This window comes from Paramixta manurensis, assembly GCF_013285385.1.
GTDB classification, from domain to species: Bacteria; Pseudomonadota; Gammaproteobacteria; order Enterobacterales; family Enterobacteriaceae; genus Paramixta; species Paramixta manurensis.
Genome location: NZ_CP054212.1, coordinates 2,111,970 through 2,124,297, shown reverse-complemented (window position 1 = coordinate 2,124,297; position 12,328 = coordinate 2,111,970). Strand labels below are relative to the sequence as shown.

The window sequence follows — 12,328 nt, the reverse complement described above, 5'->3', positions numbered from 1 at the left end:
TTCTGACAAAAAGCGCGGCGGCTGCAAAGCGCTTTTTTGTGACATTAATCACACACTGTTGCCCCTACGGCGCCATCACGTCAAAAGTATTCGCTCGCGGGTTTTGCAGCGTCATCGGGGGCGATAACTGCAGGGTGATCCAATTCGAGGTGACACGTTGCTGCTTTTCATCTTCCAGCGTCACCGATAAGCGGTACTGATTGCTGGCGCCGGGCGTGCTATCCCATTGCGGCATGATGATGCTCCACCCTTGCGGGTCAGTGCTATTGGGCGGCGGCGTCAGGCTCAGCGCTTGGGTATCGCCCTGCCAACTGACGCGGGTAATTTTCCAGGTACTGCGAATTTGGAGTTTTAACGGCAAGGTCTCACCCGCCTGTAATTGCCATGGCGGCGTGGCGAGGAATACCGATAACGTTTTACGCTGGCGGAATGCCAACACCGGCGTGTTGTCTCGCTCGGTAATATCGTAGCGGCTACCGCGCAATGAAAGGGCTTCAGCCACATTATCCGCCGAAAGCTGTTGGCTCAATGCCACGCCAGGCCGGTAATTAAGCGTCAGGCCGAACTGGTCCTGCGATTGACCGCCTTCCCCCTCTTTATGTGAGGCGGTGAACGTCACCAGCGGCACCGGCGTGTAATTGACGCCAACCTGTACCGCTGCCGGATTGCTGTAGCCGGTACCATTATTGAACAAATCAACATTATCACCGAGGTATTGCTCATAGGTTACCGACATCCCCAGTTGGCGATAAAAAGGTAAATAACCTTTGGTCGTAATATCATAGCCACGCGCCAACCGCGTTTGCTGCGTTAACCCACGATTACGCCAACCACTCAGCGGCGCGTAGTAATTCGCTGAAAAACGTAAAAAGTCGCTCCAGGCTTCGGTGCCAACCGATGCACGTTGTAAATCCTGGTCAAACAGTCGGTCGATAAAGCCGTTATATCCCAGCAGCCATTTTCCGGCGATCCAGCGTTGCCCCAGACCGAAATTACCGGTCAATCCATCATTGGTTTGTGCAAAACCTACCTGAGAAAAGGTCAGATATTGGTATTTGTCCTGCCACGGGGTCAACAATTGCCCACCGCTGCCGTTAAAGTTCCCCTCTCTGTCGACTTGTAACGACAGGCTGGCGGTGCCATACGGGGAGAGCAGAGATTGCCCTTTCGCCACCGCGCGTTCGGCAAGCGTGTCACGGAAATGGTTAAACGCCCAGAGACTGGCCTGTTGGCCCAGCGAGGCTTCGCTTTCATCTTGCATGCTGGTTTCGCCGATGCTTTTCGCCATCGTCGCCAGTTGGGTGGAAAAATCACTGGTATCAGTCGCATCGCTACTCAGCGACGGCAATTGATTCTGCATCTCAGTAAAACGGGCGGGGTTAGCAAAAGGGTACGCGGGCACGGCGGCATCGGTTTCGAGCGCCTTCGCCGCAGGCAGGTTAAGCAAAGCCGCAGATAACACCAGCCGCGCAACCCGAGATAAACATTGTTTGTGCCTGCTTCTTACTGTCATACCTGTTGTGATAATCGCTAGCTACACCGTTTCATGACCGGAGACCGGACGGCTCATAAAAAAGTAAGCCCGTACCTTAACATATTTGCAGTCGAATTTAGGTCGGTACGTGCCGTTCGGTCGCTTTTTCCTCGGTAACCCTGGTTTTCGCTGGCAAGGCGTCGAATTATTGACCAGACTTATCCGGCCTTATCTGAAATGGAGAATCCGCATGAAAAAAGCCATGCTGTGCGCCGCTCTGCTCGCCGCCAGCTTCCCTTTGCTGGCGCAGGAGGTCTTTACGTTGCGCTCGCCAGACTTCACCGACAATGCCTTGTTGAATAAAAAGTTTGCCGGTTCGACGCCCGGTAATGCCAGTTGTACCGGCGAAAATATCTCTCCGGCGTTAAGCTGGCAAGCGGTGCCAGACGGGACAAAAAGCTTTGCGCTGCTGGTTTTCGACCCGGAAGGCGCCAAAGGATTGGGCGTTTCCCATCTGGTGGCTTACAACATCTCCGCGCAGCAAACGCATTTTGAACAGGGCGCGCTGAGCGCAGGGAAAGGGTTTACCGGCGGTAAGAACTCCTCCGGCACCCTGAGTTATCATGGCCCTTGCCCACCCGCCGGTACTGGCCCCCACCACTATGTTTTTACCTTAATCGCCAGTGAATTGGCTGCTGACGCGCTACCACAAGGGTTAACGCGCGAAGCGCTCTTGCAACGACTTAAGGGGCACACCCTCGGCGGTGCGGGCTTGATTGGTCGCTTTGGCAATTGATCTCGCTACATTTTGTAAAACTCTGCCCGACGATTCGCGCGCAACTCTGTGTAACAGTATGGTATGTTGCGCGTTCTCTGTTTTAATTTCAGGACGTGATTATGTATTCACAGACAATGACCGTTGACGATGCGCATATTGATTTCCAGGATGTAGTAGATGGTTTGTACTATCCGTTCTATATGGAAACCGTTCGTCATGCTTTCATGAAAGAGGTGGCAGGCGTTGATCTCCAGCAAGATGCAGCGGAAGGAAAATTTCATATGCTGCTGGAGTACACGATTAAATTCAAAAAAAGCCTGCAACGCGGCGATACCTTTGTGGTGACCTGCGTTCCGGGTTTCCATGAGAAAAAGAACCGGGTGGTGTTTAACCAGAAGATTATCAAGGATGGCGCGGTATATGCCGAGGCGGATTTTGTCGCGACCTGCCTGATTAATGGTCGCCCGGCGATTCCGGACAGCTTCTCTGCGGTGATTGAAGCGGCACAAAGCGAAGCCTGACCGGCTTTACGTGACATCGTTACGCCAACGATGTCACGCGCTTCCCTCTGACATCACCCCCCTTTCCCTTAATTATAATCCCGTCCGCTTTACGATTGAGCCCTATCGCGTCTGCTACTATCATGATAAACAGAGTGATGCAATGTCTTGAATTCTCAAAAGTGTCAGGTAGACTGACCACAACTTTATGTTGATGTAAAACAGCATATTTTTCATCCTGACGCGCGGGCGAAACGTTTCGCACCGTTAGCATCATTATTTGGTTGATATTATTTAGCGCCTCTAATGAAAGAGGAACGCACACCTAAATTGATTGGGGGAAAAGACGTTCAGCCATGATTAACGAGATGCAATGACGCAAGAACTCGCGGCCCGTAACCTGGCGCTGATGGGCACAGATAATCTTCTCCTCGCGGCAGCCGCTCCACTGCTGAATGCGATTGTGCAAATTCGTCTGGCGGCAACCCATGACGACCCAGCGGGCTTGCGCCACCAGTTGGTAGAAGAGATTCGCCAGTTTGAGCAACGTAGCAAACAGGCTGGCTTAGCGTTCGAGATGATTATTGGCGCCCGTTATTGCCTGTGCAGCGTGCTGGATGAAGCGGCGGCGCAAACCCCTTGGGGTACCCGTGGGATCTGGTCGGGAAATGGCCTACTGGTTACTTTCCATAATGAGAGCTGGGGCGGAGAGAAATTTTTCCAGTTGCTCTCGCGGATTTCGCAGACGCCGCAACAACACCTTTGGCTGTTGGAAGTGGTTCATTATTGCCTGCTACTCGGTTATGAGGGGCGCTATCGTGGCGCGGAAAATGGACGCCAACAGTGCGACGCCATCCGCACTCGGCTGGCACAGTTGATTGCCGACACCCGCCACGCGACTTCGTCGCCGTCGGTCGAGCACATTGAGGCCCGCCCACAAACTAACCCTCTTTGGCGTCCTCCGGTTCCGTTATGGGCATGCGTAACTGTCACGGCCTTCCTCGCCGGGATGATTTATAGCGGGCTAAACTGGCGACTCGGTAACGCCGCTGAACCGCTACTGCACGAGATCTACCACACGCCTTTACCGCATGTCTCCATTTCTCGCCGCGCTTCCACGCCACAAGCGCTGCTTAACTTACACCAGCGGCTGGGCGACGTGATTGCCGCCGGGCAACTCGAAGTCAGCGATGGCGCATTCGGTAGCAAGGTGATTTTGCCAGCCGACAAGCTGTTCGATCATGACGCAACCGCGCTAAATGCTATGGGCCGCGCGTTATTAATGCGTGTGGCAGCGGCGATGAATGACGTCAAAGGGTCGGTGTTAGTTTCGGTCTATACCGATGATCGTCCACTGAATGACCGGCGCTTCGCTTCGAACTATGAGTATTCATTGGCACAGGCCCAGTCGATCAGCGTGTTACTCACCCAACAATTATCCGCCGGCCATCAAATTAAAGCGGAAGGCCGTGGCGATAGCGATCCGTTGTTACCCAATGACAGCCGGGAAAACCGCGCCCGTAATCGCCGGGTGGAAATTACGCTTTTTGTCACACCTGAACCGGTCGGTTCGTCAGAACAAGGATCACGGTGATGCGACATCCGATGTTTTCACTGTTTACCAGCCGCCTGTTTTGGGGCTTTATTGGTATTACTGCCCTTTCCAGCCTGATCTGGATGGTGGGGCCGTTGTTGACGGTTGATCAACAACGCCCGCTGGAACCGGTGGTTAACCGCCAACTGCTGATTGGTTTGTGTTATTTTTTCTGGATCCTGTTCCAACTTATCCCACGCTTGTATAACGCCTGGTTTAATCGCCAGCTTCTGCATAACCTGCAAACCAGCCACAGCGATTACTCCGAACAGGTCGCCACCGAAGCGTTACTGACCCAACGTTTTAATGATGCGGCGACATTGCTGAAAAAAGCGCATTTCTATCGCAAACCGGAAGGCCATTGGCTACAGCGCTGGAATACGCAATACCTCTATCAACTGCCGTGGTACATCATTGTTGGCGCGCCGGGCGCCGGTAAGACCACTGCATTGGTGAATTCCGGCCTACAATTTCCGCTGGCCGATGCCAACAGCAATCATGCGATTCGTGGCGTAGGCGGTACGCGCCATTGCGACTGGTGGTTTACCGACAGCGCGGTGTTACTGGATACCGCCGGGCGTTATACCTTGCAAGAGAGCCTACGCGCGCGTGATGCCAGTGAATGGCATACTTTCATTGGGTTACTCAAACGTTATCGCGCCCGTCAGCCGATTAACGGCGTGATCATGACCATCAGTGTTGCCGACCTGCTTAGCGACTCGGCGGAAGCGCGTTTTGCCCAAGCCAGCGCGCTACGCAGCCGGATGGAAGAGCTACATCAACAGACCGGCATCCACTTTCCGGTGTATGTCATGGTCACCAAAACCGATCTTTTGAAAGGTTTTGTGAGCTATTTCGGCGCGTTAGATAAAGCTCAGCGCGAAAAAATCTGGGGATTTACCTTTCCCTGGGAACCCAATCGCAACAGCGTACCTGAACTCCATACCCGTTTTGACCAACAATTTCACCTGCTAACGGCTGAACTCACGCAAATGCTGGCAGGGAAAATGACGCAAACCAACGACTTGGTTCAGCGCGCCGACAGTTTCCTGTTCCCGCAAGAGTTCGCCTCATTGCGCCCTCTGTTAGCAGAGTATCTGGATAGCGTGTTTTCGCCGCGCGGCAGCGATGTCGCCTGGTCGGTGCGTGGGTTGTTCTTTACTAGCGGTACTCAGGAAGGCTTGCCATTTGATCGCATCATGGGTGAACTGACGCGTAAACTGCAATTACCGCAAGGCCAGGGGCAGTCCATTGCCTCGTGGGATAGCATTAACCGCGCGGCACCCATTCCGGCCAATAAAGGGCAAAGTTTCTTTATTCACAACCTGCTGACCGACCTTATTTTTAAGGAAAAAGGGTTGGCAGGTAGCGACCGCGCATGGGAACACCGTAACCGTTTGTTCCACTGGTGCGGTTATACGGTGCTGGCGGCAGCGTTGGCAATAGCATCAGGCTTCTGGTTGCTGAGTTATTACCAAAATCAGCGCTATTTAACGCAGGTCGAAGCACGTATACCGGTTATTACTCGTCAAGGGCAGCAATTGATGCACCAAAACGCAGGAACCATTTTCGATCTGCTACCCTTTTTAAATAACCTGGTGGGCTTACCGCAGCCGACCGGCTTTGCGCTGGAAAACCCGCCTTTGAGTATGCGTGCCGGGCTGTATCGCGGCGCTCAGGTCAGCGATGCCGCGTGGGTGCTTTATCAGAACGCGCTAAAATCGCTACTATTGCCGCGCGTGGCACAGCAAATTACCGCCACGCTACGACACGATCGTGGGAACGATGGCGAGTATAGCCGCAATGCGTTGCGCGCCTATCAGATGCTGTATCAGCCACGCAATTATGACGGTGCGTTCTTACGCGGTTGGGTAATGCAAAGTTTGCAGCGGAACCTGCCCGCTGGGGTTTCTAACCAAGATTTACAGCAACTGGATTGGCACCTGAGTCAATTGCTGGATCGACAAATACAGTCCTCACCTTACGCGCGTGATAACACGTTAATGATGCGTAAGCTGGCGAGTGGTTTTAATCAATCCGGTAAAAGCACGCCGCTGGCGATGACGTCGTTGACGCCCTATCCGCCAACGAACCACAGAAAACCGTAATGAGGCGTTTTATGGCGGAGAGACTGGCACCCGGCTGGTACGGGAAATTGCCGGTAGCCGGTGATTTTCTCCAACGGCGGCTGCCTGATAATCTCGTCACCAGTTGGGCCAACTGGTTTCAACAAGGGTTATCTGATTGGCACCATCAACCGGCGGTTTCGACCGAGGTATTTTTGCGCGCACCGGTCTGGAACTTTGTTTTACCGCCCTCGGCTGGCGTGCAACGTATCCAGATGGGCTGTCTGTTACCCTCCTGCGATCGGGTGGGACGTGCCTGGCCATTGCTGGCGTTACACACCTTTGCCCTGCATGAATGGCATCCCGCGCAGCTCGCCGTCTCCGGCGACTGGTATCAAGCGCTGGGCGATACGCTGCTACGCGGCGTGCGTCAGTCGCTTTCGCCCGACCAACTTGAACAACAATTAACCTCGTTAATACCGTTGCCAGTGCCGGAAAAACAACGTTCCGCTATTATGGATGTTATTGGTTACCAAGACTTACCCTGTACGTTGAGCTGGCATGAAGTGGCGGACCGGTTCGACCCCCATCAGTTTATGAGCTATTGGTGGAGTAACCGCAGCGATGGGTTTGTTCATGCCACCCATAAACATAGCGGCAGCCTAACCGCGCAGCTTTTTTCCTTACTGTTTAATCCGGCCGCTGGCGCGCAACCAGGCCGTAACGGGCTCTATCCGCCGATGTTTGAGTAACGTCTTGCGCGGTCCAGACCTTTTGATGCGGGAAATTTCATGCGATTTACCATAGTGCAAAGCGAGACAAGGTTACCGACCACTGCGGTGGATTTTGCGCCGCCCGGCGGAACCATTGGTCGCAGCCAGGATAATGATTTGGTGTTACCTGATGAGAGCCGGGCGATTTCACGTCTGCAGGCATTAATTCATATTTCATCCGATAATCACTGTCGGCTCACCAACCGTGGCAGCGTCACGTCGGTGGTGCTCAACGGTATGCCGCTCGAACGTGGCCGTCAGGTGCTACTCCATCACGGCGACAGGTTAGGTATTGGCGACTATCAGATTGAGGTCAGCGACCCTGCGCATCAGGCGACGCCGAAAGCGGAGGCGGTCGACCCACTGTCGTTATTCAGCGAACAGCAGGATGCGCCGCGCGATCCGCTCGGCATTTTGCAGCCCGAGGCGCCCATTATTACGCCAACGCATCACGGCCAGTTTATTGATGCCAGTAGTCCCCGAGCGACAAAAAGCAGCGGCGCGCGGCTGGATATCGACCCGGTTCCCCGACATCCGCGTGAGCAGGAAGAGCCTGTCGCGCCGGTCAGCGAGGAGAAATTGATTCAGGCGTTGCTCGACGGTATGGGGCTTGATAGCGGACAAAATCCGATTCCGCTCAGCGAAGAACAAATGCGTATGACTGGCCGTATGCTGAGCCTATTCTCTCAGGGAACGGTTGCCCTGCTCTCTTCCCGCTCGATCCTCAAACGTGGTGTGAAAGCGGAAATGACCATGATCCTGAATGAAGCCAACAACCCGTTTAAAATTTTGCCCTCCGGCAAAACCGTCTTGATGCAGATGTATCAGAGCCAAATGCCGGGGTTCATGCAGCCAGAGCAAGCGGTGCGCGATGCGTTGGTGGATTTACAAGCCCACCAGCTCGGGATGATTGCCGGGATCCGCGCCATCATCGCCGCTATGCTGCAATCGTTTAATCCACAGCGTTTGGAAGAGAGCGCACGCCAGGATGGGCTAACGGCGAAGTTGCGCTTTCCCGGTGCGCGGAAGGCGGCGATGTGGGACTTTTTTATCCGCAACTATCAGCGTACCGCTGGCGAAATAGAAGATGATTTTCATACCTTATTCGGTGAGGCGTTTTTGCACGCTTATGATGCCGAAGTCAATCAGTATAAAGATTCTCAAACCAAAGCGGCTAATGAATGAATATAACTTTTGCCAGCATTACGCAGCAGGGCGCGCGCGAGACTAATCAAGACCGGCTCGGTACCTTGCTTGGCGAGCACAGCGGCTGTTTCGTGGTCTGTGATGGCGTGGCAGGGTTAGCGGGTGGCCAGATCGCCGCCAAGACCGCCTGTGACACGTTACTCTCCCAACTGGATGGCGATCGCCTTCTTGGCCCGGCGCAAACTCAACAAGCGATTGAAAACTGTCGGTTGGCGATACGGGAACAACAACGGATTAATCCGAAATTTTCGCAGATGAGCACCACCCTTGCCGCGCTATTTATTGACCGCGTTCACCTGCTTGGATGGTGGGCGCACGCGGGCGATAGCCGGGTTTATCACTTTCGGCGCGGCTACCTTCATCAGGTTACCCGTGACCATAGTCTGGCGCAGCAAATGAGAGAAGCGGGTTATGAAAATGCCGGAATTAACAGCAATTTACTTTATAATGCGTTAGGTGCGGAAGCGGAGCGCGGGGCCACCTATAGTGAGTTGCAATCGCTGGAAGATGGCGATGCCTTTTTAATCTGCTCTGATGGCTTCTGGCTGAACATTGCTACCGCCGAAATGGAACAAGCGTTGAGGATGGTATCAGACTGTGATGAGTGGCTTTCACTGATGCAAGAAGTGGTCAACCGCAGCGCCAAAAGTGATAATTTAAGCGCTGTTGCCGTCTGGCTGGGTTCGCCGCAAGACGCAACGCTGTTGTTTTCATCGGTTGATTCGGCACGCGTTTTGCCGCCTCGCGATTAACACCAAGGAAAGATATGAAATACTGGCTGTCCGGCATTATCACTTTACTGATGGCTTCTGCCGTCCACGCAGAGGATTATCGCGTAGTCTATTCGCCTAGCCTGGCGCTTGAAGTATATATTGATAATGTCGACAGTAGCGCCCCTGACGATTGGTGTACCGAAACGCTCCCCCTGCGCATTGTTTCCGGTGAGAGTAAGACCTCCAACGTATTGACCAATTTTTTACCTCGCGTCGGAACCCTGCTCGCTAACCAGTGCGGGAAACTGGAAGAGTTACCATGGCAAATGACCAATAAGCAAGGTTCCGTATTAGCCAGCGGTACTGCGGCGAAAGAACAAAACTGGCGTCTGATCGTGACCGCTGACGCTACCGAAGCAGCCGATGCCGGTAACGCCGCGCCGCTGGATTTATCACGCCCGGCGGATACCACGCCGTTGCCGCGCTTCACCCTACCAGGCGGTTGTGGGTTTCGCACTGCCTGGCATCAAGATAGCCAGGCCCTGTTTATTCCGGACGACCATGCGTTGAGCTGCTCTTCCGACGGTTGGCTGGAGGGAAAAACCTCACTGTCACTGACCCGCAACGGTAAAACGACCCCTGTCGCGGTTAGTTTTTATCACGGTTACCCGCTGGTCGGGCTGGCGCCAAAGGCCAACGAATTGAAGATCGTCGCAGTCAACCAGCAGCGGATGGTTGTCGCACAGAGCGGCGCGGCGGGTAGTTGGCTACTTCTTCCCTTTAACCCTGCGCTTCACGCTTGGGCATTTAATGGCGCGCTACTGATAAAAATGGATAAAGGCGATGCGCAAAATGTGGCAACGGTAAAAAGCCGCGTCGATGAAACCAAAAAAAACTGGTCAACCTATGTTGATGCGCGACAGAAACTGACCGTTTTACTGGTCGATGATTTACATGCCGACCTCGCCGACCCGGCGATAGGCGCGTACCGTACCGTTAATTAATTGCAGGCGTACCGCTTGCACTGCGCAGGCGGTAAGCGCTCAGAGAGTGGCAACTATGTCGGCAAATGAAAATAATAAAACCGTTCCTAACGCGTTAGCGGCGGGACACCGTTTTAATGAGTTTGAGATTAAGGAAGTTATCGGCGGCGGCGGGTTCGGCATTGTCTATCGCGCCTGGGATCACTTGCTGGAACGAACCATCGCCATCAAAGAGTACATGCCGGTTTCGCTGGCGGTACGCAAAGCGGACCTTTCTCTGGCGTTGCGCAGCGAACGTCACCAGAAACTCTTTACTGCCGGGCTACACAGTTTTATTCAGGAAGCCCGCTTACTGGCGCGTTTCAATCATCCGGGGTTATTGCACGTACTGCGTTTCTGGGAAGAAAATGGCACTGCCTATATGGGAACCCTCTACTACAGCGGTATGACGCTCAAAGAGTGGCAACAAACCCGTCCCGAAACCATTAATGAAGCGTGGATTCGTCAGCTCTTACCGCCACTGTTCGGCGCAATTAGTACTATTCATCAGGCCGGCTATTTACACCGCGATATCGCACTCGACAATATTCAAATTCAAGATAGCCAACTGCCGGTATTACTGGATTTCGGTTCTGCGCGTAAGGAGATCGGCAATTTATCAGATGAAACGGAAATCATGCTGAAACCAGGCTACGCCCCTCTGGAGCAGTACAGTGAGGAGAGTGATAGCGAGCAAGGCCCGTGGACCGATATTTACGCGCTCGGCGCCGTGTTGCATACGCTGATCACCGGCGCGCCGCCGCCGGTTAGCGTGGTGCGTTGTATTGAAGATAGCTATCAACCGCTGGCCGAACAGGCGCCCGCCGGGTACTCATTAGCACTCTTACACGCAATTGATCGCTCGTTAATGATGAAAGCCGAGGATCGGCCGCAATCAATTGACGCCTTTGCCGCGCTGATTGATTTACCGGTGAGCGAAGTTCAAGAATTGGTGTCGGCGGTCACGCCCGCGGAAGTGCTGCCGGAAAGTGAAGTCATTAATGCGCCAGAACCGGTGGTGTTGGCGGTCAATCACTCTGCGCCGCAGGCCGAGCCATTGACGCCGCGCACCACTCGGCGCCTCTCAGCACCGCTGTTACTTCTAAGCGGCGCGGCGCTATTGGCGGTGATCGGGCTAACGGTGTTTATTAACCACGGCGATAACCCTACCGACCTGTCGTCCACCCAAACTGGCGGGCGTGAAACCGCGCCTTCCGCCGCTGCGGCCAGCCAGCAAATAGCCACGGTCTATCTCAAATTGAAAAATGGTGAAACGCTGCAAATCAACGGCAAAGCCTGGCAGGCGACGACCGCTGAGAATGGTTTTGCTACGTTGAAGTTAGCGGCGGGCCAATATCAGGTTGAAGTTCACCAGCAAAATCAGGTTCGCCGCCAAACATTAACCATCGATAAAGCGGGAACCTGGCTGATTAACCCCTCGTCCCAGTGAATTCGCGCACATCAGCGAGCCGCATCAGGCTCGCTCTACCCCTGTAAGTGATGGTGATTCACCTGCAACTCGCGCACCTGCTGTACTAAATCACGCAAACACTCATCGTCCATGCCGCGCTTAACTAACTCTTGCTCCAGCGAGAAAAGGTATTGCGCATTAGTACCCAGCGGGCCGCTGGCACGTGCAATTAACGGGGCGATGGTGGTCACGCAGGTATCGGCCTCATACAAAGGGTGACGCGGGTCCATCACAAACACCAGCGCGGTAACCTTTCTGCCATCATCCAGCAATAAATCGCACCACGTCGGCAAATAACAGCCAGTGACCATTTCGCGCTTCCACAACAACTCCAGCTCATCATGCAACCGCGCTTCGGGTAAACAGAAGGCCAGACCGCTGGTTTTACCGCCCTGCTTCAGCGCCAGCATACGGCCGGGTTGGCTGGCGGTGCCGCGACCAGCGGTTAACCGCAAACAAAAGGCCCGATGCCAGCCATTAAGCGTGGCAGCGGCAATTTCTTCCGCTTCAAACACCGGATTCCACATTAATGACCCATAGCCGAAAATCCATACCGGGCTGTTATCCGGGCGGCACGCCAACGTCGCGGCAAGCGAGGCGGCACGCTGTTCCCCGGTCCATAACAGCGAGTCTTCGATATCGCCAAAAGCGGTTTTACAGTCTGCTTTTAATAAGAATTCTCGCGTTAACACCCTTTTCTCCTCAGCTTGCCCTCCCTGCGCCTGACTTCC

11 protein-coding genes are annotated in these 12,328 nt (G+C 54.1%); 9 read left to right on the top strand and 2 right to left on the bottom strand.

Features of this window, described 5'->3' with window-relative positions; all coding sequences use genetic code 11:
* Window positions 1–64 precede the first annotated feature (64 nt).
* Window positions 65–1,462, bottom strand: a complete 1,398-nt coding sequence (locus PMPD1_RS10310) for a YchO/YchP family invasin (RefSeq protein WP_354292853.1) — start codon at window positions 1,460–1,462, stop codon at window positions 65–67.
* A 262-nt stretch (window positions 1,463–1,724) separates the two neighbouring features.
* Here PMPD1_RS10310 and PMPD1_RS10305 point away from each other — a divergent pair, with 262 nt between their 5' ends.
* The 9 genes from PMPD1_RS10305 to PMPD1_RS10265 all read left to right on the top strand — a co-directional run bounded on the left by PMPD1_RS10305 (window position 1,725) and on the right by PMPD1_RS10265 (window position 11,576).
* Window positions 1,725–2,270 carry a YbhB/YbcL family Raf kinase inhibitor-like protein gene (locus tag PMPD1_RS10305; protein WP_173633953.1) on the top strand — a complete coding sequence of 182 codons (546 nt, stop codon included), beginning with the start codon at window positions 1,725–1,727 and terminating at the stop codon, window positions 2,268–2,270.
* Between the two features lie 101 nt (window positions 2,271–2,371).
* Window positions 2,372–2,773 carry an acyl-CoA thioesterase gene (locus PMPD1_RS10300; protein WP_173633952.1) on the top strand — a complete coding sequence of 134 codons (402 nt, stop codon included), beginning with the start codon at window positions 2,372–2,374 and terminating at the stop codon, window positions 2,771–2,773.
* 352 nt (window positions 2,774–3,125) lie between these two features.
* Window positions 3,126–4,346: a type IVB secretion system protein IcmH/DotU gene (gene icmH, locus PMPD1_RS10295; RefSeq protein ID WP_173633951.1), complete on the top strand. Its 1,221-nt coding sequence runs from the start codon at window positions 3,126–3,128 to the stop codon at window positions 4,344–4,346.
* Window positions 4,346–6,454: a type VI secretion system membrane subunit TssM gene (tssM, locus tag PMPD1_RS10290; RefSeq protein WP_173633950.1), complete on the top strand. Its 2,109-nt coding sequence runs from the start codon at window positions 4,346–4,348 to the stop codon at window positions 6,452–6,454. Before icmH ends, tssM begins: the two co-directional genes overlap by 1 nt.
* 11 nt (window positions 6,455–6,465) lie before the next feature.
* Complete coding sequence (gene tagF, locus PMPD1_RS10285) at window positions 6,466–7,164, top strand: type VI secretion system-associated protein TagF (protein WP_173633949.1); 699 nt, start codon at window positions 6,466–6,468, stop codon at window positions 7,162–7,164.
* 39 nt (window positions 7,165–7,203) lie between these two features.
* Entirely contained in the window at window positions 7,204–8,370 is a 1,167-nt protein-coding gene (tagH, locus tag PMPD1_RS10280) for a type VI secretion system-associated FHA domain protein TagH (RefSeq protein WP_173633948.1), read from the top strand.
* On the top strand, window positions 8,367–9,143 hold the full coding sequence (locus PMPD1_RS10275) for a PP2C family protein-serine/threonine phosphatase (protein ID WP_173633947.1): 777 nt from the start codon (window positions 8,367–8,369) through the stop codon (window positions 9,141–9,143). The genes tagH and PMPD1_RS10275 overlap by 4 nt, the downstream gene beginning before the upstream one ends.
* 14 nt (window positions 9,144–9,157) lie before the next feature.
* A complete protein-coding gene (locus PMPD1_RS10270) occupies window positions 9,158–10,108 on the top strand; it encodes a hypothetical protein (protein WP_173633946.1) in 951 nt (316 codons plus the stop codon).
* A gap of 55 nt (window positions 10,109–10,163) precedes the next feature.
* Window positions 10,164–11,576 (top strand): serine/threonine protein kinase, encoded by a 1,413-nt coding sequence (locus PMPD1_RS10265; protein ID WP_173633945.1) that lies wholly within the window; start codon window positions 10,164–10,166, stop codon window positions 11,574–11,576.
* Window positions 11,577–11,611: 35 nt separating this feature from the next.
* Here PMPD1_RS10265 and PMPD1_RS10260 read toward each other — a convergent pair whose 3' ends face one another.
* Complete coding sequence (locus PMPD1_RS10260; protein WP_173633944.1) at window positions 11,612–12,289, bottom strand: gamma-glutamylcyclotransferase; 678 nt, start codon at window positions 12,287–12,289, stop codon at window positions 11,612–11,614.
* Between the last annotated feature and the right edge of the window lie 39 nt (window positions 12,290–12,328).